The 25,613-nt window shown below is 62.9% G+C and carries 26 protein-coding genes, 3 tRNA genes and 1 other RNA gene; 13 read left to right on the plus strand and 17 right to left on the minus strand.

Annotated features, from left to right (window positions below; all coding sequences use genetic code 11):
- Positions 1-4: 4 nt before the first annotated feature.
- Positions 5-1,342, minus strand: coding sequence for a type I glutamate--ammonia ligase (gene glnA, locus OK352_RS15270; protein WP_265142364.1), 1,338 nt, complete (start codon positions 1,340-1,342; stop codon positions 5-7).
- 81 nt (positions 1,343-1,423) lie between these two features.
- Complete coding sequence (locus tag OK352_RS15275) at positions 1,424-1,609, minus strand: SPOR domain-containing protein (RefSeq protein ID WP_265142365.1); 186 nt, start codon at positions 1,607-1,609, stop codon at positions 1,424-1,426.
- Positions 1,610-1,644: 35 nt separating this feature from the next.
- On the opposite strand from OK352_RS15275, the gene map reads away from it, so the two are divergent.
- Positions 1,645-2,511 (plus strand): type I methionyl aminopeptidase, encoded by an 867-nt coding sequence (gene map / locus OK352_RS15280; RefSeq protein WP_265142366.1) that lies wholly within the window; start codon positions 1,645-1,647, stop codon positions 2,509-2,511.
- 18 nt (positions 2,512-2,529) lie between these two features.
- Entirely contained in the window at positions 2,530-3,309 is a 780-nt protein-coding gene (gene ppgK, locus OK352_RS15285) for a polyphosphate--glucose phosphotransferase (protein WP_265142367.1), read from the plus strand.
- Here the strand turns inward: ppgK and rnpB are convergent.
- From rnpB to OK352_RS15300, 3 genes are all read right to left on the minus strand, one after another.
- Positions 3,307-3,669, minus strand: an RNA gene (gene rnpB, locus OK352_RS15290) — RNase P RNA component class A. The two genes, ppgK and rnpB, sit on opposite strands and share 3 nt — an antisense overlap.
- Before the next feature lie 23 nt (positions 3,670-3,692).
- The gene (locus OK352_RS15295) at positions 3,693-4,430 is read right to left on the minus strand and encodes a zinc ribbon domain-containing protein (RefSeq protein ID WP_265142368.1); all 738 of its coding nucleotides are present in this window, start codon (positions 4,428-4,430) and stop codon (positions 3,693-3,695) included.
- A 14-nt stretch (positions 4,431-4,444) separates the two neighbouring features.
- The gene (locus OK352_RS15300; protein WP_265142369.1) at positions 4,445-5,266 is read right to left on the minus strand and encodes a Nif3-like dinuclear metal center hexameric protein; all 822 of its coding nucleotides are present in this window, start codon (positions 5,264-5,266) and stop codon (positions 4,445-4,447) included.
- Positions 5,267-5,411: 145 nt separating this feature from the next.
- Between OK352_RS15300 and OK352_RS15305 the strand changes: the two genes are divergently transcribed.
- Both OK352_RS15305 and OK352_RS15310 read left to right on the plus strand, forming a co-directional pair.
- The gene (locus OK352_RS15305; RefSeq protein ID WP_265142370.1) at positions 5,412-6,086 is read left to right on the plus strand and encodes a DNA alkylation repair protein; all 675 of its coding nucleotides are present in this window, start codon (positions 5,412-5,414) and stop codon (positions 6,084-6,086) included.
- Between the two features lie 77 nt (positions 6,087-6,163).
- Positions 6,164-6,718: a DUF7010 family protein gene (locus OK352_RS15310; RefSeq protein WP_265142371.1), complete on the plus strand. Its 555-nt coding sequence runs from the start codon at positions 6,164-6,166 to the stop codon at positions 6,716-6,718.
- Between the two features lie 40 nt (positions 6,719-6,758).
- Here OK352_RS15310 and OK352_RS15315 read toward each other — a convergent pair whose 3' ends face one another.
- The 3 genes from OK352_RS15315 to OK352_RS15325 form a co-directional block, all read right to left on the minus strand.
- Positions 6,759-7,271, minus strand: coding sequence for a hypothetical protein (locus tag OK352_RS15315; RefSeq protein ID WP_265142372.1), 513 nt, complete (start codon positions 7,269-7,271; stop codon positions 6,759-6,761).
- A 42-nt stretch (positions 7,272-7,313) separates the two neighbouring features.
- Positions 7,314-7,386: transfer RNA gene (locus tag OK352_RS15320), tRNA-Val, on the minus strand.
- A 34-nt stretch (positions 7,387-7,420) separates the two neighbouring features.
- The gene (locus tag OK352_RS15325; RefSeq protein WP_265142373.1) at positions 7,421-7,885 is read right to left on the minus strand and encodes a redoxin domain-containing protein; all 465 of its coding nucleotides are present in this window, start codon (positions 7,883-7,885) and stop codon (positions 7,421-7,423) included.
- Positions 7,886-8,016: 131 nt separating this feature from the next.
- Here OK352_RS15325 and OK352_RS15330 point away from each other — a divergent pair, with 131 nt between their 5' ends.
- From OK352_RS15330 to OK352_RS15350, 5 genes are all read left to right on the plus strand, one after another.
- Positions 8,017-9,222: a PucR family transcriptional regulator gene (locus OK352_RS15330; protein ID WP_265142374.1), complete on the plus strand. Its 1,206-nt coding sequence runs from the start codon at positions 8,017-8,019 to the stop codon at positions 9,220-9,222.
- Positions 9,223-9,300: 78 nt separating this feature from the next.
- Complete coding sequence (locus tag OK352_RS15335; RefSeq protein ID WP_265142375.1) at positions 9,301-10,218, plus strand: ACP S-malonyltransferase; 918 nt, start codon at positions 9,301-9,303, stop codon at positions 10,216-10,218.
- A gap of 14 nt (positions 10,219-10,232) precedes the next feature.
- A complete protein-coding gene (locus tag OK352_RS15340; RefSeq protein ID WP_265142376.1) occupies positions 10,233-11,237 on the plus strand; it encodes a beta-ketoacyl-ACP synthase III in 1,005 nt (334 codons plus the stop codon).
- A 70-nt stretch (positions 11,238-11,307) separates the two neighbouring features.
- Complete coding sequence (locus tag OK352_RS15345; protein ID WP_098407608.1) at positions 11,308-11,556, plus strand: acyl carrier protein; 249 nt, start codon at positions 11,308-11,310, stop codon at positions 11,554-11,556.
- 84 nt (positions 11,557-11,640) lie between these two features.
- Positions 11,641-12,876 carry a beta-ketoacyl-[acyl-carrier-protein] synthase family protein gene (locus OK352_RS15350; protein ID WP_265142377.1) on the plus strand — a complete coding sequence of 412 codons (1,236 nt, stop codon included), beginning with the start codon at positions 11,641-11,643 and terminating at the stop codon, positions 12,874-12,876.
- 85 nt (positions 12,877-12,961) lie between these two features.
- Here the strand turns inward: OK352_RS15350 and OK352_RS15355 are convergent, their stop codons facing one another.
- Positions 12,962-13,465, minus strand: coding sequence for a DUF3145 domain-containing protein (locus OK352_RS15355; protein WP_265142378.1), 504 nt, complete (start codon positions 13,463-13,465; stop codon positions 12,962-12,964).
- A gap of 225 nt (positions 13,466-13,690) precedes the next feature.
- On the opposite strand from OK352_RS15355, the gene OK352_RS15360 reads away from it, so the two are divergent.
- Positions 13,691-14,257: a PadR family transcriptional regulator gene (locus OK352_RS15360; protein WP_265142379.1), complete on the plus strand. Its 567-nt coding sequence runs from the start codon at positions 13,691-13,693 to the stop codon at positions 14,255-14,257.
- 45 nt (positions 14,258-14,302) lie between these two features.
- Entirely contained in the window at positions 14,303-15,415 is a 1,113-nt protein-coding gene (locus tag OK352_RS15365) for an acyltransferase family protein (protein ID WP_265142380.1), read from the plus strand.
- On the opposite strand, the gene OK352_RS15370 is transcribed toward OK352_RS15365, so the two are convergent.
- From OK352_RS15370 to OK352_RS15385, 4 genes are all read right to left on the minus strand, one after another.
- Positions 15,412-16,902, minus strand: coding sequence for a glycosyltransferase (locus OK352_RS15370; RefSeq protein WP_265142381.1), 1,491 nt, complete (start codon positions 16,900-16,902; stop codon positions 15,412-15,414). The two genes, OK352_RS15365 and OK352_RS15370, sit on opposite strands and share 4 nt — an antisense overlap.
- A gap of 90 nt (positions 16,903-16,992) precedes the next feature.
- A tRNA-Ile gene (locus OK352_RS15375) sits at positions 16,993-17,066 on the minus strand.
- Positions 17,057-18,307: a glycosyltransferase gene (locus OK352_RS15380; protein WP_265142382.1), complete on the minus strand. Its 1,251-nt coding sequence runs from the start codon at positions 18,305-18,307 to the stop codon at positions 17,057-17,059. Before OK352_RS15380 ends, OK352_RS15375 begins: the two co-directional genes overlap by 10 nt.
- Positions 18,308-18,452: 145 nt before the next feature.
- Positions 18,453-19,376 carry a DMT family transporter gene (locus OK352_RS15385; RefSeq protein ID WP_265142543.1) on the minus strand — a complete coding sequence of 308 codons (924 nt, stop codon included), beginning with the start codon at positions 19,374-19,376 and terminating at the stop codon, positions 18,453-18,455.
- A gap of 46 nt (positions 19,377-19,422) precedes the next feature.
- Here OK352_RS15385 and def point away from each other — a divergent pair, with 46 nt between their 5' ends.
- Positions 19,423-19,989: a peptide deformylase gene (gene def, locus OK352_RS15390; RefSeq protein ID WP_265142383.1), complete on the plus strand. Its 567-nt coding sequence runs from the start codon at positions 19,423-19,425 to the stop codon at positions 19,987-19,989.
- A 91-nt stretch (positions 19,990-20,080) separates the two neighbouring features.
- Positions 20,081-20,153, plus strand: a tRNA-Asn gene (locus OK352_RS15395).
- A 206-nt stretch (positions 20,154-20,359) separates the two neighbouring features.
- Here OK352_RS15395 and OK352_RS15400 read toward each other — a convergent pair.
- From OK352_RS15400 to dusB, 4 genes are read right to left on the minus strand one after another with little or no spacing between them, the layout of a single operon-like run.
- Positions 20,360-21,190 (minus strand): ATP-binding cassette domain-containing protein, encoded by an 831-nt coding sequence (locus tag OK352_RS15400; RefSeq protein WP_265142384.1) that lies wholly within the window; start codon positions 21,188-21,190, stop codon positions 20,360-20,362.
- A gap of 35 nt (positions 21,191-21,225) precedes the next feature.
- On the minus strand, positions 21,226-23,073 hold the full coding sequence (gene dnaG, locus OK352_RS15405) for a DNA primase (RefSeq protein ID WP_265142385.1): 1,848 nt from the start codon (positions 23,071-23,073) through the stop codon (positions 21,226-21,228).
- Between the two features lie 51 nt (positions 23,074-23,124).
- On the minus strand, positions 23,125-24,393 hold the full coding sequence (locus OK352_RS15410; protein ID WP_265142386.1) for a deoxyguanosinetriphosphate triphosphohydrolase: 1,269 nt from the start codon (positions 24,391-24,393) through the stop codon (positions 23,125-23,127).
- Entirely contained in the window at positions 24,383-25,537 is a 1,155-nt protein-coding gene (dusB, locus tag OK352_RS15415) for a tRNA dihydrouridine synthase DusB (RefSeq protein ID WP_265142387.1), read from the minus strand. The genes OK352_RS15410 and dusB overlap by 11 nt, the downstream gene beginning before the upstream one ends.
- Positions 25,538-25,613: the final 76 nt, after the last annotated feature.

The following is a 25,613-nucleotide window of genomic DNA, read 5'->3' on the forward strand; positions in this document are numbered from 1 at the left end:
GCGGTCACAGAGCGGTGAGGTTCGTGCGCAGCTCGTAAGGCGTGACCTGTGCCCGATAGTCGTACCATTCCTGACGTTTGTTGAGCATGAAGTAGTCGTACACCTGCGAGCCGAGCGTCTCGGCGACGAGCTCGGACTGCTCCATGTACTGAACGGCATGGTCAAGGTTGGACGGGAGCGGTTCATACCCGAGCGCACGTCGCTCGGCATCGGACAGGCTCCAGACGTTGTTCTCGGCTTCCGCGGGAAGCTCGTAGCCCTCTTCGATTCCCTTGAGGCCGGCGGCCAGCATGAGCGAGAACGCAAGGTACGGGTTGCACGCGGAGTCGATGCCGCGGTACTCCACGCGTGAGCTCTGCCCTTTGTGTGGCTTGTACATCGGCACCCGAATGAGCGCTGAACGGTTGTTGTGGCCCCAGGTGACGAAACTCGGTGCCTCGTCGCCGCCCCAGATGCGCTTGTACGAGTTCACGAACTGGTTCGTCACGGCGGTGATCTCTTGCGCGTGGGTGAGCAACCCGGCGATGAACTGGCGGCCGACCTTGGAGAGCTGATACTGGGCACCCGCCTCGTAAAAGGCATTCGTGTCGCCCTCGAAGAGCGACATGTGTGTATGCATTCCCGACCCTGGCTGACCGGACATCGGCTTAGGCATGAACGTCGCGTGCACGCCCTGCTCAATCGCGACTTCCTTGACCACGGTTCGGAAAGTCATGATGTTGTCGGCGGTAGTGAGGGCGTCGGCGTATCGAAGATCGATCTCGTTCTGGCCCGGACCGCCCTCATGATGACTGTATTCCACAGAAATCCCGATGTCCTCCAGCATGGTCACGGCCCGACGGCGGAAATCATGCGCGGTGCCGCCAGGAACGTTGTCGAAGTATCCAGCGTCGTCGACGGGAACCGGGCTACCGTCGACAAGCGCCGTCGACTTCATGAGATAGAACTCGACTTCGGGATGCGTGTAGAACGTGAACCCGAGATCCTTCGCCTTCTCGAGTGTGCGCTTGAGGACGTGCCGAGGGTCTGCTGCTGCTGGCTGGCCGTCTGGAGTGGTGAGGTCACAGAACATGCGGGCGGTCGGGTCGATCTCGCCACGCCACGGGAGTACTTGGAACGTCCCGGGATCCGGGAGCGATAGAAGATCTGACTCGTAGCTGCGCGTGAACCCCTCGATCGCGGAGCCGTCGAAGCCCAGACCCTCGGCAAATGCGCCCTCGACCTCGGCGGGCGCGATGGCGACCGATTTGAGGGTGCCGACGACGTCGGTGAACCACAGCCGGACGAACTTGATCCCTCGTTCCTCGATCGTTCGAAGAACGAAGTCACGCTGCTTGTCCATCCATTCCCCTTTCGACACCAGCCGATGGCCGTACCCAGGCTATCCGGTGAGCACTACTCGTACCTGTGCGACGAGCGGACGTCACCGCTCTGCTTCGTCTTCCTCGTCCCATTTCCGGCTGTTCTCGGCCAATCGCTCCGGGGCCCGTGCAGCCTCCTCAGCCGTGTCGAAAGGGCCCGCCCTGTCAACAGACGGAGATTCATAGCCGTGTTCGACCGCGCCAGTCTTGAGGTTGTACCAATATTTCGTCGATGGATCGTCGGTCATCGGTGCCTCCTCCGTGCTCGCTTAGGATCGAGTCTATGCCCAAGGATTCACACGGTCATCTGTTCCCCGGACGCGTCGGCCCACAGCGTCCTGTTCCCGCCGCCATCGCACGCCCGGAATACGTCGGCAAGAAGGCTCCTGCGGCATACACGGGAGACGACACCTATACGGAGGATCAGGTTCAGCGGATCCGCACGGCCAGCGTGATCGCGGCGCGCGCAATCGACGCAGTTGCAGAGCGGATCCGGCCGGGCGTGACGACAGACGAGCTTGATCGTGTGGGGCATGCCTACATCATCGAGAACGGCGCCTATCCGTCGACACTCGGGTACCGCGGATTTCCGAAATCGCTCTGCAGCTCGATCAACGAGGTCATCTGCCATGGCATCCCCGACGACACGGTGCTGAAGGATGGCGACATCATCAACATCGACATCACCGCGTACCGCGACGGAGTGCACGGTGATACGAATCGCACGTTCGTCGTCGGTGACGCCTCGCAGACTGCACGTGATCTCGTCACACGTACCGAGGAGGCTTTGCGTCGCGGAATCAAGGCCGTAGCGCCGGGCCGAGAGATCAACGTGATCGGGCGTGCCATCGAGTCGTACGCGAAACGCTTCGGATACGGTGTCGTCCGCGACTTCACCGGGCACGGCGTTGGTGAAGCCTTCCATTCAGGGCTGATCATTCCTCACTACGACGCTGCTCCACAGTATGCGACGATCATTCAGCCCGGGATGGTGTTCACGATCGAGCCGATGCTGACACTCGGCGACGTCGCCTGGGACCTCTGGCCGGACGACTGGACGGTCACGACGAAAGACAAATCTCTGACCGCCCAGTTCGAGCACACCCTCCTCGTCACCGAGCGAGGCGCCGAGGTACTGACACTGCCCTGACACCGGTAATCTGGTGGCATGAGCGCACACGACAGAGACGTCGCAATCGGCATCGACATCGGCGGGACAGGAATCAAGGGCGCATCCGTCAACGTGCGAACCGGCACGCTGATCAGCGATCGGATCAAGATTCCCACGCCACGCGGCGCCCGCCCCGGAGACGTCATCGATGCGGTGACAGAGCTCTTTGACTCCCTCGCTCACGATGACATCGCCGATGCGCCTCTGGGGGTTGCGTTCCCAGCCGTTGTGAAACACGGGGTGACGATGTCAGCGGCGAACGTCTCTGATGAATGGATCGGGCTCGGCGCTGAGAAGCTTTTCGAAGACGCGCTCTCGCGCGACATCAGCTTTCTCAACGATGCGGATGCTGCTGGGCTCGCTGAGCTTCGGTTCGGTGCCGCCCGCGACGCCGACGGGGTGACGTTGATGACGACGCTGGGCACCGGCATCGGCACGGCGATTCTCTGTGACGGCATCCTTGTTCCCAACGTGGAGCTCGGACACATTGAACTTGACGGACATGATGCTGAGACTGTCTCGTCCAATGCCGCTCGTGAACGCGAAGGGTTGTCCTGGGAAGACTGGGCACAGCGCCTCCAGCGGTATTACAGCGCCTGCGAGGTGTACCTATCCCCTGACCTGATCGTTGTCGGAGGTGGTGTGTCCAAGCACCACCAGAACTTCCTGCCGCTTCTCGACCTCACGGCAGAAATCGTCCCGGCTCAGCTTCGGAACAATGCCGGCATCCTCGGGGCAGCGGCACGAGCATCCGAAATGCATCCGGCATATGTGTGAACGGGCCAGCTGATACGCCGGGTTCTGTTGAGGCGACGTGCGCCCTGGACGGCCATCTCTCTCGGGGGCGTGTTGCCACGACCCTCTAGCGGTCCACCCGGAAACGAGACGAGCAGCCTCATTGTTTCCTGTCTGACCTTGCTCCGGGCGAGGTTTACCAAGCCACCCGGGTCGCCCCGGATGCTGGTGGTCTCTTACACCACCCTTTCACCCTTACCTCCGGCCGAAGCCGGCGGCGGTCTGCTTTCTGTTGCACTATCTCGCGAGTTGCCTCGGGTGGGCGTTACCCACCACCCTGCTCTGCGGAGCCCGGACGTTCCTCGGCACCATTATCGGTGACGCGACCGTCTTGCCGACCCGTTCACACATCTATCGTATCGTGCTCACCACAGCCCAGACTCCTCGGTACGCACGACCACACAGCTGCATTCCGGGCAGCGCACAACGTCGTCGATCTCGGCGGCACGAACATCAGCGAGGTCTTGGCCTGTCAGAGTCATCGTGCATCCACCGCAAGTTCCGCGGCGGAACAGCGCCGCACCGATGCCGGTCTTCGCACGCTGCTTCTCGTATACCTCGAGCAGATCATCCTGGATCGACTCTGTCAGTGCGGTACGCGCCCCGGCAAGCGTGCCGAGTTCGCCCGACATCTCATCGAGTGCTGCGGTGCGCGATTGCGTGATCTCTGAGATCCGCTGTTGAATCGCCTCTCCCTCGGCTCGTGTGGCGTCAGCAATCGCGGTGGCATCCTCAACGGACTGCATCGCCTCGAGTTGCTGATCCTCCAATGCGGACGTGCGATTCTTGAGAGACTCCAGTTCTGCTTCAAGCGCGGCAACATCTTTCACCGAGGAGGTCTGCTGCAGTCGCTGCTCGTCGCGCTGCTGACGTGTCGCCACCGTCGCAGCATCCGATTCCAGCCGGTTGAGCTCCGTCTGAGCGTCCTCGACCGCTCCCACCTCCGTCGCGAGTCGTGCGTTGATGGTGTCCCGCTCGGCGGTGGCCTCGGCAAGTGCAGCGTTCTCCGGCAGGTTCTTCTCGCGGTGACGCAACTGGTCCACGCGTGAATCGATCTGCTGCAGCTCAAGGAGCTTCGTCTGCTGTGAGTGGGGTGCTTTCATGGGTGTCACTTTCGTCAAGCGTTATGGACTGAGAAGTCCCACGGATCGGTTCGCTGGTCGCTCACGCGCACATCGAGCGAGGGGAAGCGTGCGCTCAGCTGGGACGCCGCGGTGCTCAACCAGAGCGACTCCGCAGCCCAGTGCGAAACATCCACGAGTGCGGGCCCACCGGTCACCAGGGATTGTTCACGCGACTCCGAAGCCGGGTGGTGCCGCAGGTCGCTGGTGACGTAGACGTCGGCCGTCGTCACAGACGGGTGGTTGAGCAACGAGTCCCCGGCCCCTCCGCAGATCGCAATGCGCTGGACGGATGCTGTCGGGTCACCCGCAACACGCACGCCGCCGACGGTCTTGGGTAGGGCGTCGGCAACGCGCGCCGCGAACTCCTCGAGGGAAAGCGCGTGAGTCAGGGATCCGACGCGACCGAGGCCTCCAATTCCGTTGCGCGCGGGGGTGATGGGTTCGGTGTCGACGACGCCGAGCGCGCCCGCCAGAGCCGATGATGTTCCGCCGTCGACGACGTCTGCGTTGGTATGAGCAGCCAGCAAAGCGCAGTCGTGACGGATGAGTCGCGACAGGATGTTGCCCTTGTACCGGTCAGCAGCAATGCTCGTCACCCCGCGCATGAGCAGAGGATGGTGAACAAGCAGCAGGTGTGCCTTCGTGGCGAGAGCCTCGTCGATGGTGGCGCCGACGGCATCGACGGCGAGGAGCACACGCTCGACTGTTGCGCCAGGATCTCCGCTCGCGAGGCCCGTGGCATCCCATTCCTCGGCTCCGGAGGATGGCCACAGGTCGTCCGCGGCGGCGAGGATTTCTGAGAGTAGGACTGCCACGATTCCAGACTACGCGACGTCACCCCGTGTGCATGAACCGCACTCGCGCCGGGACGAGACAGATCACGGCCCTCCTCGCCTGATGACGGCCTTTGCCGCGTAAGCTGAAGAAGATCCGGGCACAAGGCTGGCCAAAGGAGTTGCCGTGGCTGAAGAGACTGTCGACACGCTGCTGGTGGAGCTCGCCGCACTCGAGAATCCGAGAATGCGTGCGGTGAATGAACGGCACGGCGATGATCACGGGGTCAATCTCTCATCGCTCCGCGCGATCGCGAAGCGAGTTAAGAAGAATCCGGAACTCGCCACAAAGCTGTGGGACACAGGCGACACCGCAGCACGGCTCCTCGCCATTCTGATCAGCGGACCCCGAGATTACACGCGTGATGACCTCGACAGAATGCTGCGACAGGCGCGTGCTCCGAAAGTTCACGATTGGCTCGTGAACTACAACGTGAAGAAATCTCCGCATGCCGAGGAGCTGCGCCAATTGTGGCTCGCCGACCCTGACTCGGTTGTTGCGAGCGCGGGCTGGGCGCTGACGGCGCACCGCGTTGTTTCTCAGCCGGAGGGTCTTGATCTGTCGGCGCTCCTTGACACGATCGAGCAGCAGATGAAGGACGCCCCGGACCGCCTGCAGTGGGAGATGAACACCTGCCTCGCACAGATCGGTATCGCGCACGAGGACCAGCGTGACCGTGCTGTCGCCATCGGAGAGCGTCTCGAGGTGCTGAAGGACTATCCGACTCCCCCGAACTGCACGTCCCCGTTTGCCCCGACATGGATTGCCGAGATCGTGAGACGTCAGCAGCTTTCGCCCTGAGAGGGGGTCCGCTCGCCTTCGTCCGTTCAGGGGTGCCTTCTGTCAGACTGGCTCCACGGCGAGCCACGGAGGTCAGCGTGACGATACCGGAATATACCCAGGCGTTGGGTGAGGCAACGAGGCACGGTTGGGGTTTTCTCTTCGCATACGGTGCGACCTGGCTGGTGTGCGGAGTGCTGTGGCATCGAGCGAGTCAACGCACGGCCGCGTACGCGACCCTGTTTCAAGGGATGGTTGCTCTGCCTGTCGCGCTGGCTCTGACGGCGTTGACGTCTCAGGCCGACCGACCTGAGCTTGAAGGAATGGACATGCTGTCCGTTCTGCTCAGTGCCGGTCAGTTGCTCGCGCTGCCTCTGGTCATCTTTCTCGTCGCGACGCGCCGGTACACGGATGTACCCTTGGCGATGGCGATCGTGCTCGTGGTGCATTTCGCACCGTATTCGTGGCTGTACGCCACACCTCTGTACCTGATCATGGGTGCCGCCGTCGCCGTTGGCGTCACAGCGGCCATGGGCCTCAACGTCCGCCCCGATCTGCCAGAGGAACACCGCGCGACGATCCGCTCCGGTTGGGCCAGTCTGATAACAGGTTTCGTCTTGGTGGTCAGCGCCGGCGCCGCTTGGTTCCTGTAGGTCGTGTCGCGTCTGTATGCGCGCAGCGTCCGCGGGGGGCTTAACGCCCGAGCTGATCGACCGGAATCGTGTCTGACCCGCCACCGGTGCCGATCACGGATTGCTCGACGGCCCGGATCGCGTGAAGTAGCGGGCCGAGTTCGGAGGGCAGCGTTCTGGCGTCCTGACGGGCGGCACGGATCACGCGACCATGGGTGATCATGTCTCCGCCGATGGATGCGAAGGCGGACTCCGACCACAGAAGGCTCTCCGAGACGTATCGGTCAGTGGGCAGGGGCCGATTCGTTCTCGCGTGTGTCGTGGGATCCATGTCGCTCAGCACGAGTCCAACCCTGGCTGCGGCAAGAGAGTCAATGATGCTTGCGAGACTGTCGAAGGACGGAAGTCGAATCGAATCTCCCGGCCGAAGGCCGTCGGCGAGAAAACGATCGGCACCAGCCTGAGTACGATCGTTGAAGGTCCCCACAGTGATGCGCTCTTCGAGGATCGTTATGACCTCGTCAGGCCCGGTCTCCGCCGCAGCATCCAGGAGATACGGGATCGCAAGGCTCATCGACAACCACCTGCTTCGGATACCTGCGCAACATCACGCGCGTGGGCCCTGCCGGGCTCGAACCGACGACATCCACGGTGTAAACGTGGCGCTCTACCAACTGAGCTAAAGGCCCCTCATCACTGATGCGACCTGTCAATAATAGCGGTTCAAGAAGCCACGTCGAACCGCGCAAGCGCACGACGATACATTTCTGCTGTACGCGGCCGGTCCACGGGCGTCGAGAACTGCTCGACAACGCGCCCGTGCTCGTTGATCGCAACGCTCGTCCGTGTCGCGCGCCCTGTCTCAGTATCGAAGGCCCCGTACCGAGCCGCCACAGCACCGTGGGGCCAAAAATCAGAAAGAAGCCGGATGCTGCTTCCCACAGCATCCGCCCATGCCCTGAGAGCAAACATCGAATCGACAGTGACGCCGAGCACCTCGGTGCGGGACGCATCAAAAAGGCGACGATCGGCGTCGAGCTGCTCAAGTTCCGCACCGCAGACGCCGGAAAATGCAAGCGGAAGAAACACCAGCATCACCCGGCGGCCTGCACGTGACACCGCGCTCACGCGCCTGCCGTGCTGATCGACAAGGTCGAACGTTGGCGCGACGTCGCCAATGCTGATCATGTGCGGAGTCCTTTCTACCGTTCGATACGTCAAGGCTAGCCTCCGAGGTCGATAGGCTGAGGTAGTGGTCGTCGCACACGGCGATCGCACCATGCCAGAGTCGTTGGTGACCGCGAGGAGACAGTTCGAACGTGCCACGGACCAAAGAAGAGACGCTCGCCTGGCTGCGCCGCATTTCAGGCGAGCTCGCCACCGTCACCATCAAACGGCTCGAGAACACGTTGCCCTGGTATGCCGACATGCCCCCGGGGCGCCGCAGTTCCGTAGGACTTGTGGCTCAAGCCGGAATCTCCTCGTTCATCGCCTGGTTCGATGATCCGCGCTCGACTCCGTGGATCGCTGCCGACGTCTTCGGCGCTGCTCCGCGGGAGCTGCTGCGATCCGTAAGCCTGCAGCAGACCCTTCAGCTCATTCGGGTCACGGTCGAGGTCGTCGAAGAGCGTGTGGCAGGCCGCGACGAGCAGCTCCGTGAAGCGATTCTGCTGTACTCCCGAGAGATCGCGTTCGCCGCCGCTGATGTCTACGCGCGCGCTGCAGAGGCTCGTGGGCTCTGGGATGCGCGCCTCGAGGCCCTCGTCGTCGATTCGATTCTCACCGGCGAGACCGATGACGAGTTGCCCAGCCGCATCGCCGCGTTGGGCTGGCACGGCCACGGAGAGGTGTGCGTTCTCGTCGGCACCACGCCACAACAGCTCGACGTGGATCACCTGCGTCGCGCGGCCCGTCACATGCAGGCCGATGTCCTGATCGGTGTGCAGGGAAAGAGGCTCGTTCTCGTGATCGGTCGCTCTGATTCGCGAACGTCCGAGGGCGAAGAGACCGTGGGGACGGCGCCGGGTCTCTCGTTCCAAGAGATTGCCGTTCAGCTGGAATCCGGATTTGGTGATGGGCACTTGGTGCTTGGCCACGCCGTGCCCACCCTTGTCGAGGCCTCGCAGAGCGCGCGCGCCGCTCTTGCCGGGTTCGCTGTCGCACGCGCCTGGCGGCACGCCCCACGCCCCGTCTTGGCCGATGACCTGCTGCCTGAGCGAGCTTTGGCGGGAGATCCGCTGGCTAAGCGAACACTCGTGGACCGTGTCTACCGTCCGCTGAAAGATCACTCGACTGAGCTTGCGACGACTCTGTGGTGCTACCTCGACAATGGCCGTTCCCTCGAAGCGACGGCACGCGAGCTGTTCGTGCACCCCAATACCGTCCGGTACCGGCTGAAACGGGTCTCCGAGGTGATCGGATGGGATGCCACGGGCGCGCGGGAGGCGCTGATCTTGCAGGCCGCTCTCATCCTCGGCTCGATCTCCGAGCACGAGCCGGCACGTCGCAGAACCTCCAAATCGTGACCTTCTCGACAAAGGAAGCCACAATTCTTCGTGGGTGTTCAACACTCAATACCGCCTCGCGACCGGCAGACTAGAACGGTGATTGTCATCGTCTGCCCTGGACAGGGCTCACAAAAGCCAGGATTTCTGGAGCCGTGGCTCGAATCGGACGACGCGAGATCTCGCCTCGCCGACTATTCAGATGCTGCCGGACTCGATCTCGCGAAGCACGGAACCCAGAGCGACGCTGAGACGATCAAGGACACCGCTGTCGCCCAGCCACTCATCGTCGCGGCCGGCCTGCTCGTTCTCGACGCTCTCGAGCAGCGTGATGTGCTTGCACGCGCGGGCGGCATTGCCGGGCATTCAGTGGGCGAGATCACTGCGGCCGCGGGTGCGGGTGTGCTCGGGGTCGCCGATGCCATGGCTTTCGTGAGTGAACGTGCATCTGCCATGGCTGAAGCGGCCAAAGTCGTACCAACCGGTATGAGTGCTGTGCTCGGTGGCGACCCAGATGACGTCGTCGCCCGTGCGGAGAGCTTGGGCCTCCAGCCAGCGAACTACAACGGGGGCGGCCAGATCGTCGTCGCCGGTGAGCTTCCCGCCCTTGCTCGTCTCGCCGATGCCCCTCCCGAAAAGGCCCGGGTGATGCCGCTCAAGGTCGGCGGGGCGTTCCACACGCGGTACATGAACAACGCCCGCGACTTCCTCGCCACCCAGGCCGAGTCATTCTCGGCCGCCGACCCTCATCTGCGCCTCTGGACGAACAATGACGGCTCCGAGGTCACGGACGGCGTTCGCTTCCGCGATCTCCTCGTCACACAGGTCGCCTCCCCCGTACGCTGGGATCTGTGCATGGATTCATTCCAGACGGCCGGAGTGACCGGAGTGATCGAGATCGCCCCCGCCGGAGCGCTGGTGGGGCTGGCTCGTCGCGGCTTGAAAGGCATCCCCACTCAGGTCGTCAACACCCCGGATGACCTAGACGCCGCCGTCGAGATGATCACAGCAGCCTGACCCCCGAGAGAGCAATGACAACACCAACCCTCAATCAGAGCACCGGATCCGCGTACACCCGATTTCTCGGGTTCGGAGCGTCTCGCGGAGACCTCTCCGTCCCCAACGACGACCTCGTCGAACCCATCAACTCGTCAGACGAGTGGATTAGAAAACGCACGGGCATAGTGGCACGCACACGCGCATCGGCCGGGGTCCTGGCTGTCGACATGGCGACGGATGCTGCGCACGAGGCGATTCGCGTCTCGGGTGTCGACCCCACAGACATCGATCTTGTGGTCATCGCCACGATCAGCAACGTGCAGCAGACTCCGTCGATGGCGGCGGTGGTCGCTGACCGCGTCGGGGCGAACCCAGCAGCGGCATACGATCTGAACGCCGCGTGCGCCGGGTACACGTACGCGGTAGCGCAGGCAGACGCGCTCATTCGTTCTGGTGCAGCGCACTATGCGCTTGTCATCGGGGCCGAGAAGCTCTCGGATGTCGTCGATCCCACCGACCGCAGCATTTCCTTCCTGCTCGGGGACGGTGCGGGCGCCGCTGTCGTCGGGCCAAGCGACACGCCCGGAATCTCCCCCACGATCTGGGGATCGGACGGATCGCGTGCGGATGCTGTCGGGATGAACTCGACGCTCCTCGACTACCGCGATGGCACAGCCGAGTGGCCCACTCTCCGCCAGGAGGGACAGACCGTGTTCCGCTGGGCTGTGTGGGAGATGGCGAAGGTCGCACGTGCCGCCATCGACCAGGCCGGCATCGAACCCGGCGACCTTGCCGCGTTCGTGCCGCACCAGGCGAATATGCGCATCATCGACGAGTTCGCCAAGCAGCTCGGCCTGCCCGACAGCGTCGTGATAGCACGCGACATTGAGTCGACCGGAAACACGTCGGCCGCGTCCATCCCGCTCGCGACACATCGACTTCTACAGGGGCATCCCGAGCTGTCAGGGGGGCTCGCACTTCAAATCGGGTTCGGCGCGGGGCTCGTATTCGGCGCCCAGATCATCGTTCTGCCGTAGCGGCATCCACGTCAGATCCGTCTTGCCCTCTAGACTGTTCATCGGTCAATCGACACTCAAGGAGATACACATGGCACTGTCCAATGAAGAGGTCCTCGCGGGCCTCGCCGAGCTCGTCAACGATGAGACCGGCATCGCAGCAGACACCGTCGAGCTCGACAAGTCGTTCACCGACGACCTCGACATCGACTCAATCTCGATGATGACCATCGTCGTGAACGCTGAAGAGAAGTTCGACGTCAAGATTCCGGACGAAGAGGTCAAGAACCTCAAGACCGTCCGCGATGCCGTGGACTACATCGTCAAAGCCCAGGCCTAGACCTCACGCTCCGGCGCGGGCCACGGAAACGTGTGCCCGCGCGGGCGTCGAGGGCAATGTAACACCCCTGAGAGAGTCGCAGGAATGACCAAGAAGATCGTCGTCACCGGAATCGGTGCAACGTCCCCGCTCGGTGGAACCGCCCGCGAAAGCTGGACGGCCTTGCTGGCGAAGGAGTCCGGAACCCACACCCTCGAATACGACTGGATCGACGAATACAACATCCCCGTCACGTTCGCAGCTGAGGCCAAGGTCCGTCCCCACGAGGTGCTTGCGCGCCCTGTCGCTAAGCGGCTCGATCCCTCGAGCCAGTTCGCGCTCATCTCTGCCCAGGAGGCCTGGGCGGATGCTGGTGAGCCCGACGTCGACCCGGAACGACTCGGTGTCGACTACGCAACGGGCATCGGCGGAGTGTGGACGCTTCTTGATGCGTGGGACACTCTCCGCGAACGTGGGCCGCGTCGTGTGCTGCCCATGACCGTGCCGATGCTGATGCCGAACGCAGCGTCGGCGGCCGTCTCGATGCACTTCCACGCACGCGCTTTCGCACGCACCGTGGCTTCGGCGTGCGCATCGAGCACCGAATCGATCGCCAACGCGTACGAGCACCTTCAGCTCGGGCTTGCAGACGTCGTGATCGCCGGCGGAACAGAATCAGCGATCCACCCCATTACCATTGCGTCGTTCGCTTCAATGCAGGCGCTCTCGAAGCGTAACGACTCCCCCGAGACCGCGTCACGCCCGTACAGCGTCGACCGGGACGGCTTCGTCATGGGTGAAGGTGCGGCGAGCCTCGTCCTCGAAACCGAAGAGCACGCTCGTGCTCGCGGGGCCAAGATTTACGCTGAACTCGCGGGTGCCGGCGTCACTGCAGACTCGTACCACATCACCGCGAACGATCCCGAAGGACGCGGTGCGAGCCGTGCGCTCTCACTTGCCCTTCAGCAGGCTGATGCGTCGGCTCACGACGTCACGCACATTAACGCTCACGCGACAAGCACCCCGGTAGGCGACATCGCCGAATACGCTGCGCTGCGTGCCGTTTTCGGTGAGCGAATCAGCGAGATTCCTGTATCGGCCACCAAAGCATCGACGGGGCATCTGCTCGGTGGAACTGGAGCCCTGGAATCGGTGTTCTCGATCTACGCGATCGCCGAGCGCATCGCGCCGCCGACGATCAACATCACGACACAGGATCCGGAGATCCCACTGTCCGTGGCCGGGGACACACAGGATCTCGGCAGCGGCGACCAGCTTGCCGTGACCAACTCGTTCGGGTTCGGCGGGCACAACGCCGTTGCTGCGTTCCGCTCGGTCTGACGACCCTGTGCCCGGCGCACATGTTGAGGGCCTCTTCCCCGGTGGGAAGAGGCCCTCAGCATGTCGGAGACACCGGCATTCAACTTCAGCCGACCTTGTGCAGCCAGACCACAGGCGAGTGATCGCTCGCGTACCGAAACACGTCGAGTTCGTCGTCCCACGCCTGTCCGAGCGCGAGTCGCAGATTCTCTGACATCGCCTGGGCGGATCCCTGTGCGGCGTCCATGGCAGCCCGGACACGATCTTCGGGCACGACCACGTTGCCCGCCGTATCGAGTTGCGCATAGAAGATGCCGAGGTCGGGCGTGTGCATCCAACGCCCACCGTCGGAACCGGGAGAAGCGTCCTCAGTCACCTCATAGCGAAGATGTTCCCATCCCCGCAGAGAGGAGGCGAGAGCGGCGCCCATTCCTTGGCGCCCTTCCCAATAGAACTCCGTTCGGTGCGAACCGGGCAGAACCGGCTGGTCGGACCAGTCAAAGTTGACGGCACGACCGAGAGCGCGCCCTGCCGCCCACTCAACATGGGGGCACAGCGCGCGGGGTGAGGAATGGACGTAGATCACTCCTCGAGCAGCTGGCGTCGTCATCGTGTCTCCTTTGTTCACCGGTACGTCTTCCCCTACGACCTGTGACAAAGTTTGCGATACGACTGCACTATGAAGTTACAAACTGACGTTCTGAGTTCATTATGCCCTATATAACACGCGGATAACAAGCATTCGGCGCCTGCGCGCGCTCGCCTCACCACCAACGGACGGCCTCCCCACCGCCTCGTGAGGCATACTGAGTATAGTCACGCGAGAGGAGGCCAGATGACCGTCAAGCACAGCCTCCTGGCAATTCTCTCGCTCGGCGATGCATACGGTCTTCAGCTGAGAGACGAACTCGTCGAACGTGCTCCACACCGTGCGAGCATCAATGTGGGTCAGGTATACGGCACGCTCGATCGACTCCAGCGTGCTGCACTCATCACCAGCTCGCACACGACGTCCGATGGCCTCCAGCTTTACACGCTGACGGAACTCGGCCGTTCTGCGGCGTCCGAGTGGATGCGGATTCCAGCTGTGCGCACCCCGTTTGACTGGCTTGAGCTCTTAGACCAGATACTCGTGACCGCGTCGATTCCCGGTGGCACGCTCGTCGAACTCCTCTCAGGTTATCGCACGGCTCTGAAACCAGACCTGCTCGAGGACGCCGCAACAGCGCAAACCCGCCCCCAGAAGCGCGCGGCGACGGCTGCCGCTCACGTGCAGCTGCGAGCAGCCTTAGGATGGCTCGATCAGGTGGAGGACTCGCTGAGTGACAGCGATGCTGCGTTCGAGCTTTCTCAGCTCCGCCCACGCCGCGGGCGGCGCGCCCTCGCCACATATGGTGCATAGGGAAGGTCCAGGATCCATCCAGCGCACGCTCGTAGAGTCTCACTGATGCCGAGTGTGGGAAGAATCCGGAGCCTCGATGGCGTGCGTGGTATCGCCGCTGTTGTCGTGATGCTCTACCACGTCACTCTAGTCGCGCGCCCCCACCTGTCAGAGACCACCTGGGTCTGGCTCACCCAGAGCCCTCTCAAGCTGCTGACGGTTGGGACAGAATCAGTGCTCGTCTTCTTCGTGTTGTCCGGCCTCGTCGTGGCACTTCCCACGTTGAAGAGCACGTTCTCGTGGGCGGCGTATTATCCCCATCGGGTGTTGCGCCTCTATGCACCAGTGTTCGTCTCCCTCATTATCGCCTCCGCACTGATTCTGCTCATCCCCCGCGACCCGGCAACCGTTCCAGACGGCTCGTGGATGCGGGATGCCCAGGCGACATCCGTCAGCGTGCAAAGCTTCTTCAGCGAAGCATCCCTTTTTCGTGTCACCTACGACATCAACAATGTTCTCTGGTCGCTGCGGTGGGAGGTGGTGTTCTCGCTTCTGCTCCCGGTATTCGTGTTTATCGCGTGGATGCTGCGTAAACAGGCGCTCTGGATCGGAGTGGCATGCGCGGCCCTCAGCGTCGTCGGGCGCGTCACCGAGATCAACGCGCTGATTTACCTGCCGGTGTTCATGATGGGCACATTGATTGCTGTTCGCCTCGACGAGCTCGTGGCCTGGGGGCAGCATCGAGGGCGCGGACTATGGATTGTCGTCGCCACGACTGCGGCGTTCCTCATGGGAGCGAGTTGGTTTGCCCGACCTGTCTTCGAGTCGGGGAGCATCGGAAATCTTATCCTGTGGGGTCTGTCTGGCACCGGAGCCGGTCTTGTCATCGTCCTGGCTGTCGCCTGGCCCGGGTTCCGCAGCCTCCTTGAAATCAGGCCCGTGCAATGGCTCGGCAAAGTCTCGTTCAGCCTGTATCTGGTGCATGCTCCCCTGCTGGGAACGCTTGGCTTCCTATTCGGTGACCGCTACTGGTGGCTGACTGGAATCGTCGGCATCCCCGTCAGCCTCGTCGTCGCCGCCCTGTTCTTTCGCTTCATCGAATCACCGAGCCAGAAGCTCAGCAAGGTGGTCGGCCGTTGGAGCGGACGTACTCTCGCAAAAACGGCGACCGTGGGCTAACGGTCGAGGCCGGTCACACGCTGCACCCGGCGCTTCGTGCGCCCGATGCTCTTGCGCATTCTGACAAATGCTGACACGTCGCCGGCATGGCGTGTTCGTTTGCGTTCTAAGGCGATCTCCATGGCACGTGCCCACCGGCGGCACACGACTGTGTCCGCATAGCGCTGCGAATGAAGAGTTGCTCTCCGCCGCATTCTGGCCACCTGCTCGGCTGGCAGAGACTGTTCGGCGAGAATGCCGCGAACGAGGGACTCGATATCTCCGTCGTCGGCGAGAAAGCCGTTGCGTCCATGAGCGATCATGTCGGCTGGTCCGTATTGGATGTCGTATGAGATTGGGATGCAGCCGTAGGCCATCGCCTCGACAAGCACGAGAGGTTGGCCCTCGGCCGTTGAAGACAACAGGCTGAAGTCCGCGTCGGCGAAGCGCGCCGCCGCGTGCGCGTCGAAGGGCAGCAGGCTGACAGCATCCGCCACGCCAAGTTCAGCGATGAGTGTCTGCAGCCTCTCGCGTTCAGGGCCGTCGCCATGGACATCGAGCGTGACGTCGAATCCACGTTCACGGACACGGGCGATTGCCCGGATCGCATGGTCGACGCGCTTGCGTTTCGTCAGCGAGGCAAGCATGATGCCGCGGCCGCGCTTATGGGCCGCGGAGGGCACTGTGGGCGTCGCCTCACGCCCGTTCGGGATGGCGAAGATCGCGTGTGCGCTGACGCCATCATCACGCAGATCTTGGCGCTGCCTCTCTGTGAGGGCCACGAGCGCGTCGTAGCCGTCAGCATGCTCGATCGAGTCTTTGCGCGACGCTCTCAGCTTCGCGGAGCCGCCCGCGCGCCGATGTGAGCCGTGCAACAGGTGCATGGTGACGACATTGTCCCGTCGATACGTGTGCACAAATCGTGCGGCGGTCTTTGAATCAACAATGAGGAAGCTGCGCTTGCCTTCCGTGAGCGCGTCGAGCCAGTAGCGATAAACCGCCCACACGCTCTTCCACGAGCGAACCGGTTTGCCACTGGTGTCGTAAAAGACAACCGATCGCCTGCCATCGTGCGCTCGATCCGTCATCAGAAGAGAGCCATCGTCACGAAAGCGGTCGGCGGAGGCGTCGTCGGTTCCGCCGTTTCGCATACGGCACACGACGACGCCGTCGCGCATGCGGACGTCATCGCCGTCCTGGGGCGCGAGGGGCTCGGCGCGGGCGTGCGTTCCTGCCTTGGGCCGGACACCATGTTCACGCATCCAATCCCAGATATTGAGCAGGCGCATCCGATCTGTGAGCTGGCCCTCGGCACGGAGCCGCCATTCCAGCTCCGTGTAGTCGGGGCGATCATCAAGTGTGAGCACCGACAGCGAGGTGTCTCCCTCGCGAACGAATGCGCGCGACCGATGGAGCATGGCTGCCGTCATGCCCCCGAAATGTTCTGGTATCCCCCATGTCAGAGCGAACTGCCGCCCCCGCGGGAATCGCACTTGTGCAATTGACACGCTGCGAGGCTATTCCCGTGATCTATGCGGAACCTGTGACGTTCCAGATGATTCGGTGACCTCCAGCGATCAGAGACATGTGCACAAGGGTGGGGCGTGCGGGGCTTGAACCCGCGACCGACGGATTATGAGTCCGTTGCTCTAACCGGCTGAGCTAACGCCCCCGACGCGTGCCATCGGACATATCCGTGACATCGGTGACTGGGTCAGTCACCGCTTCACCACGATACAGGCTTTCGAAGGTTGATAACGTGTTCTGGATGTCGTGTGGCCTGATCATGCGCAGCGATGCGCGCTTCATCTTTTCATACTGATCACGATCCGCCGTGAGCACGTCACTGAGCCGCTGGGAAAGCTCATCGACATCGCCCGGCGTGAACAGATAGCCGTTCTCCCCGTCGTGTACAAGGTGCGGAAGAGCCATGGCATTCGCCGCGACGACAGGAAGCGCCGTGGCCATCGCCTCCATCGTGACGATGCTCTGCAGCTCGGCGATGGAGGGCATCGCCAGGACGGTTGCGCGCTGGTACGCCGCCTTGAGCTGCTCGTCAGTGACATATCCGGTGAAAGTCACGCGATCTGCAACGCCCATCTGCTCGGCAAGAGCCTCGAGATTGCGCCTCTGATCGCCGCCTCCGATGATCTCAAGGCGGGCGTCCAGACTGTTTTCCATGCGTGCAAATGCCTTGATGAGCACATCGATCTGCTTCTCCCCGGTGATCCGGCCGACGAAAATAATCCGATTCTCGGATCTCGGCTCGAAATCAGGAGTATAGGCGGATGCGTCAATTCCGCAGGAGATTGCATGCACATCCGCACGTCCCGTCGCCTGTTCGAGGAAATCGGCGGCCCGTCGAGTAGGTGTCGTCACTGCCGACGCCAGGCCCAGAATGCGACGCGCGTCGTTCCACATGATCTTCACCGCACGCTTCTGAATGAAACGCGGAAGCATCGTGAATTCGAGGAGATTCTCGGGCATGAGATGGTTCGTTGCGACGACGCGGATCCCGCGTTTTGCCGCTTCGATCGTCATGCCTCGCCCGATCACCAGGAACGATTGGGAGTGCACCACATCGGGCCCCACAGCATCCAAGATGCGGGCGGCGTTCTTGCGCGAACGCCACGGCAGCGCGAATCGCAGCCAGTCGTGCGGGAACCAGCGCCAGCTGTACAGCCGATGCGCCGTCATCCGTTGGCCCTCGTGCGTCTCCGTCCAGGTGCCGTGCCGGCGCGAGGCAGCGGGTGCGACAACATGCACGTCGTGCCCCCGTTCGACAAGCCCGGCTGACAAACGTTCAGCGAAGCGTGCCGCCCCATTGACATCGGGAGCGAAGGTATCGGCTGCAATCAGCACCTTGAGTGGGGGACGGTGCGCAGAATTCTCGCGGATATCAGACTCAGACAAAGTGGGGGTCGTTCCTCCGTCTCGGCCGGTGCTCGTTGCACGCGGTCACATGCGCGAATCCTTGGTGAGATGTTCGCACGAACGTGGTCATTCTAATCAAACACCGCACCGTGGCGGTGACATGCCGTGCGGGTAATCAGCAAGCTCACGGTTTCACCTGTGGATGGTGTCTGGCGAGTTGCACGACGCCCCAGATCGCAACAAATCCGGCGACGATGAAAGAGATGATCGCCCACAGCGGCGCGCCGGACGCCTCACGGAGGACCACAATGCCGACGGCGACAGCCACGAGCGGATCAATGACAGTGAGACCCGCGATGACGAGATCAGGAGGCCCCGACGCATATGCGTTCTGCACGAAATATGCTCCGAGCGCCGTTGCGGTGATCAGCCCGGCAATGCAGACAACGGTGAGCCAGTCGAAGTTGCCGTTAGACACACGACTGAGGATGACCTTCGCAAGTGTGGCAACGAAGCCGTAGATGGCGCCAGCCGCGATGATGTAGAAGATCGCCTTCGCCCGCGACCGTGTTACGGCGAAGATGATGGCGAACAATACGAGGACGCCGCCCATAGCGCACAGAACGATGATGAGCGCCGGAGTAGTGACGGGGCGGTCTACGCCAACAATCGCCGCCGTTGTAACAAACAGCGCGACACCCGTCACGCACGCGATGATCGCGATGATCGAGCGACGATTCAGCGTGATGTCCGCAATCCGGGCATTCAAAATCGACGTGATCACAAGTGCGATGGCCCCGAGAGGCTGTACGAGAATGAGCGGTGAGAACGCCAGCGCTGACAATTGGAAAACAATCGCGAGAGCCAGCATCACCGTGCCGATCACCCAGGAAGGCCGCAGCAGTAGTGCCTTCAACTGCGTGAGGCTCAGTCCGCTCGAACCTCCCCCTCCGCTTCGTTGTTCGACTTTGACGACACCACGATGCTGAAACTGAGCCCCGAGCGACATCAGCACGGCCCCGACCAGCGCAAACGGAATGCCGATAAGGCGAGTTGGATCCTGTGTGAACTGGTCCGTGAGATCAGACAGGTCGTCGAGCGGAAACATCACCTCCTGAGACTACAGCGCTGCTGCGAAAGATAAGCTGATTGGCATGACCGTTCGTCCGATCCGCATTCACGGCGACCCCGTTCTGCACGAACCGGCCCGCATCGTCACGGACTTTAATGCCGATCTGCGCACCCTCGTCACTGACATGTTCGACACGATGGACGCAGCGCCAGGCGTTGGTCTTGCCGCACCGCAGGTGGGGGTGGGGCTACGGCTCTTCGTTTACAGCTACGGAGATCAGAACGACACTCCGTGGCGGGGCGTCGTGGTGAATCCCACACTCCTCATGATTCCCGCCCCCGCTGGGGTTCCCGATGACGACGACGAATCGGAAGGGTGCCTGTCGTTCCCCGGGGAGCGGTTCCCCCTTCGTCGCTCAGAGCACGTCATCGTTACCGGCGTCGACGCGGAGGAACGCCCTGTCAGGATCGAGGCAGACGGATGGCGCGCACGAATCCTGCAGCATGAGTACGACCATCTTGACGGAACGATTTACATCGACCGCCTCGACTCGGCGTTCGACCGTGTCCTGATGCGCATTATCCGCAAGCGCGGCTGGGGCGTTTCCGGTAACGCCTGGAACCCGATGGATGAACGTCTGGAAGGATGATGCCGTGGGAGTGCGTCAAAACGCCCGGGACAGTGTCCGGATTTGGCGCATCGCAAACGTTTGGTAAAGTAGCTGTGCTGTTCGACAGTGATCCTCGATAGCTCAATTGGCAGAGCAATCGGCTGTTAACCGATAGGTTGTTGGTTCGAGTCCAACTCGAGGAGCTTCTCACCCCCTCCGCGTGCGGAGGGGGTTTTGCGTGGGGCTTATAGGCCAGAACGTGTGTATGGGGTTGGGCGTTTCATCCTCGTCCTATGGTGTCGAAGCCACAACGGGTGACACGGTTCAGTCGCCGTCCGGCTACGACAACGGCGTGTCCTGGTGGGCGGGCCGATACTGGAGAGACGCGATAACCCGCTCGGGCGCTGGCTCAGGCCGTGCCCCCCTCTTCGTGAGAGCCCAGTGCGCTCAGGTAGGGATGCGTGCGATCCGCAAGCAGCGTGTCGATGTCATCGAGGCCGACGAGCCCACCTTTGTGCAGAGCGATCACTCGAGAGGTGACGTGACGCAGCAGAGCGAAGTCATGGCTGATCACGAGAGCTGCCAGACCCTTCTCGTCGCGCAGACTGCGGAGAAGATCGTGCAGTGCCTCCCGCGCGAGGACATCGATGCCCGTGGTCGGCTCATCGGCGATGAGGACCCGTGGCCCGAGCACCAGCGAGCGCGCGATGGCCACGCGCTGACGCTGGCCGCTCGACAACTCAAATGGATACGCGTCCAGGGACGAGAACGGCATATGCACGGCGTCAAGAATCGTGGCGACGTGGCGCCCGAGGATCGCACGATCAAAGCGTTTGTCGCGCTCAAGGATCGGCTGCCCCAGAATCTCGGAGACCGTGTACTCGGCGGGCAGCTGCATGGCAGCGTCCTGTGGCAAATATGCGGTACGGAACTGCAGCTCGGCGAGACGCCGCTTCGACACGCGGCCGCGCAGCGCCGTTCCGAGCAGACGCGCCTCTCCCCCGGCAATTGTGGGTCCGAGACGCTTGCCTCTCGATACTTTGAAATCGGCGGACAGGACAGAGGCGAGCGTGGATTTTCCGGACCCTGCCTCGCCGATTACTCCCACGATCTCTCCCGCACCGACCGCGAAGGTGACGCCGTCGATGGCCGTGTGCTCAGCACTCGCTCCATGCGCGGGATAGCTCACGGTCAGATCGGAGGCTTCGAGCGCGGGCTCGGCGTCAGATGCAGAGGGCATACGTTCCATCATGCCGTAGCCGACCCCACACGTGCTCAGCCCGCGCGGAGTCGGCGACGTTCGGTCTCGAGCTGCACCAGCTTCTGCTGGATCGTTCGCGAGCCTTCGGTATCGCTCGGATCGTGCCGTTGTAGGGATCCAAGGAGCTCCGCCTTGCGACGGAGCATGTCGCGCTCGATGAGTGACACCGTGACATCACGCGCATACACTTCGAGTTCGTCCTGACCGCGCTCAGGGAGCGGTGCAACGCCCAGCTGATGAAGCAAATCGCGATAAGGCGCGGGGGTGTCATCGCTGATCGACTGAAACCACCCCGTCGACGCGAAGTCGTCCATGTGCGCGGCGATCGCATCGCGGACGACCGAAAGCGAATGATTCGTGAAGCCGGTGTGCACGGCGGCCAACACAAGATCTTCACCGATGACTTCCGGATGCTGTACAACAGCCATGAGCGCATCGCGTTCAAGCCGAGTCGACGGATCACGCGGCAGATCGGCCAGCCCGACAGGTCGTTCAACCGGGGGCTCGACAGGAGGCTGAGCGCGCTCGTGGCCGTGAGGGACCTGTTTACCTGCCGATCGGACGGCGCGCTGAACCTCGCTGAGCTCGACACCGAGCTGCCGGGCAAGTACGCGAGTGTATCCGGGACGAAGGGAGGCATCGCGAATGTCGGAGACGATGGGCGCCGCCGCGCGGAGTGCGCCGACACGGCCCTCGACCGTGTCGAGGTTGTACTGGGCGAGCACCTGCTTGATCACGAACTCGAACATCGGTTCTTTGGTGTCGAGCAGACGCCTGACAGCCGCGTCTCCGCGTTTCAGACGCAGATCGCACGGGTCGAGCCCGGCAGGGCCCACGGCAACGTATGTCTGCGCGGCGAATCGCTTCTCTTCGGAGAACGCGCGCAACGCGGCCTTCTGCCCGGCAGCATCCGGATCGAAAGTGAAGATGACCTCTCCATTGTGCGAATCATCGCTCATGATGCGGCGGATGATCTTGATGTGTTCCACGCCGAAAGCGGTTCCGCACGTGGCGACGGCCGTCGTGACTCCCGCGAGGTGGCACGCCATCACATCTGTGTAGCCCTCGACGACGACAACGCTGTTGCCACGGGAGATGTCGCGCTTCGCGAGATCCAGTCCGTACAGAACCTGCGCCTTATGATAAACCGGCGTCTCCGGCGTATTGAGATATTTGGGGCCTTTGTCATCATCGAAGAGCCTCCGGGCACCGAACCCGACGGTCTGCCCCGTCACATCGCGGATCGGCCAGACGAGGCGTCCGCGGAAGCGATCGTAGACTCCCCTGTCGCCCTGCGATAGCAGCCCCGCGGTCACGAGCTCATCTCGAGTGAAGCCTGCAGCTGTGAGGTGCTTCTGCAGGCTGTCCCACGACTTCGGCGCGAATCCCACCCCGAACCGTGCGGCAGCGTTCGCGTCGAAGCCCCGCTCCCCCAGAAAAGCCCGCCCCGCTTCGGCACTCGGTGCCATCAGCTGCTGCTGGAAGAACTGCTCAGCGGCCTTGTTCGCCGCGAGAAGGCGCGACCGACGCCCATGATCGACGCTTGGACCCGCGCCATCCTCGTAGTGCAGTTCGATGCCGACGCGCGCGGCAAGGCGCTCAACGGCTTCGGCGAACGTGACGTGGTCCATCTTCTGCAGAAACGAGATGACGTCGCCCGATTCGCCGCATCCGAAACAATGGTAGAAACCGACCTGCGATCGCACGTGGAAGCTCGGCGTCCGCTCATCGTGGAAAGGACATAACCCCTTCATCGACCCGATTCCTGCGGACTTCAACGTGACGTAGTCGCCGATGATCTCCGCGAGATTCGTGCGTGATTTGACCTCTTCGATGTCACTTTGTCGAATGCGGCCAGCCATGCCCCCATCCTAGCGTCAGCCCTCGAGCGCAGGACCGAGTTGTGGACGGCGTTACGCCCTGGGGATAACTCCGGCCACCACGTCACGATTCTCATACAGCGCGACAGCACCCTGATCGGTCAGACTGGCGATCTGATCGACGACGATGCGCTTGCGCACGGCATCTGACGGCGCGACCCTCCACTCGGCGGCGAAGCCGACGTCGAGCCCGGCGCCGTCGGATGACCACAGTCGCTCGGCGAGAGCCAGCAGGATCTCTCGCTGCTGACGGTAGATCGGCTGCCGGGCATCGCTCGACATTACGAACGCAGCGACAACGCCCTTCAGCACGGCGATCTCAGACTCGATCTCGTGGGGTATCTCGACGTGGGCTCCGAAACGAATGAGGCTGCGCTGCGGATACGCCGCTTGTGTCGCCGCCGTTGCAGAGCGTGCGAAGTGCCCGATCATCGAGCTCGTGAAGTCTTTCAGCCCGGCGAGATCGCGACGGGATCCGTCCCACGAGAGCGGCCAGGAAGGATGCTGTGAGAGTCTCTCGAACGCGGCGCCCAGATCATCGAGGGTGAACGCGCTCCCCGCCCAGGCGAGCACCGCCTTGAGAAGCGACTCGTGGCCCGCTTGCGCATTGAGGAACGCGGGGTCGATGTATTCGCTAACGATGGCGTCTTCGAAGTCATGCACCGAGTACGCGATGTCGTCGGAGAGGTCCATAACCTCGGCTTCGATACAGCGCTGTTCGGCGGGCGCTCCGTCTCGGAGCCACTCGAACGCACGCGTGTCATCGTCGAAGAAGCCGAACTTGGCCCGACCACTGGGATCAGCAGTCGCGTGCGCCGCTGGCCACGGGTACTTGCAACTGGCATCGAGGCTCGCACGCGTGAGGTTCAGGCCATACGGTGTTCCATCGGCGTCGAACACTTTCGGCTCCAATCGCGTGAGCACGCGCAAGGTCTGCGCGTTCCCCTCGAACCCACCGACATCGAGTGCCCACTCGTTGAGTGCCTTCTCTCCGTTGTGCCCGAAGGGCGGGTGGCCGATGTCGTGCGCGAGACACGCCGTGTCGACGACATCGGGCGCGAGCGCTAGGCTCGCCGCGAGCTCTCGGCCCACCTGCGCCACTTCAAGGGAGTGCGTGAGCCTGTTTCGGGCGAAGTCCACGCCCGAGGTGGGGCTCAGCACCTGCGTCTTCGCCGCCAGTCGTCGCAGCGCGCTTGAGTGCACAAGCCGCGCACGATCGCGTGCGAAGTCGCTGCGCCTTGATGTGTGGTGTTCGGGGAGCCATCGCGCTTGATCATGTGCGTTGTAGACGTCAACCGCCACTGGTGCTCAACTCCGCTTCGTGAATCTCGCGCGCATGCTGTCCGGCAATGGCATGCGACTCAAGCCAGCCCTCGGGCAGCACGGGGCGCTTGGGATGCCCTGAGCGGCCCCGAGGCCCCTCGGCATCGACCCCCGGGTACGGAAGCGATTCGTCGAGCGACGACAGAAGCTCGTCCAGCTGGGCGAGGGACTCCACAGTGGCCAGGCGCGTACGCAGATCGCTGCCGACGGGGTACCCCTTGAAGTACCACGCCACGTGCTTGCGAATATCGCGGCATCCGCGCTCTTCTGACTCGAAGAACTCGGCCAGAAGCTCGGCGTGACGCCGGAACGTGGCGATTACCTGTCCGAGGCCGGGGCGGAACCGCTCGGGCTCGCCGCGGAATGCCGCAGCCAGGTCCCCGAATAGCCACGGCCGGCCCAGGCAGCCGCGGCCCACCACGACACCATCGCAACCGGTCTGCTCCATCATGGCGAGGGCATCGGACGACGACCAGATGTCGCCGTTGCCGAGAATGGGAACGTCGGAGATCGCCTCCTTCAGCTGGGTGATCGCGTTCCAGTCCGAATGCCCGGAATAGAATTCGGATGCTGTCCGCGCGTGAAGCGCGATGGCCGACACCCCGGCGTCGCGTGCAAACCGTGCCGCATCGAGGTAGGTGAGATGGTCTTTGTCGATACCGGTGCGCATTTTCACGGTCACCGGAATCGATCCGGCCGCCTTGACAGCCTCGGTGACGATGCCACGGAACAGCTCATGCTTCCACGGAAGTGCGGCGCCGCCGCCCTTCCGAGTGACTTTGGGGACGGGGCAACCGAAGTTCAGATCGATGTGGTCCGCGCGGTCTTCAGCGACGATCATCGTCACGGCGTCGCGAACAGTCGCCGGGTCGACACCGTTGAGCTGCACGCTGCGGGGAACCTCTGACTCGTGATGCGAGATGAGGCGCATGGTCTCTGCCGTGCGCTCGACGAGTGCCCGAGAGGTGATCATCTCGCAGACGTACAGCCCGGCCCCGAACTCGCGGCACAGGCGCCGGAATGCCGTGTTGGTGATTCCGGCCATCGGGGCAAGCACAACGGGCACGTCGAGGGTGAGCGAGCCGATCTGCAGCGGACGCTCACGCGTGGAAGTCAAGGTCATAACCTCTCAATTGTCCCAGATTCGGTCGCCGTCGGCGTGCGCCGCGGGAGGTCGGCACCGCGGCACCCGACAGGGT

Source organism: Microbacterium sp. MPKO10 (genome assembly GCF_026107415.2).
Classification (GTDB): domain Bacteria; phylum Actinomycetota; class Actinomycetes; order Actinomycetales; family Microbacteriaceae; genus Paramicrobacterium.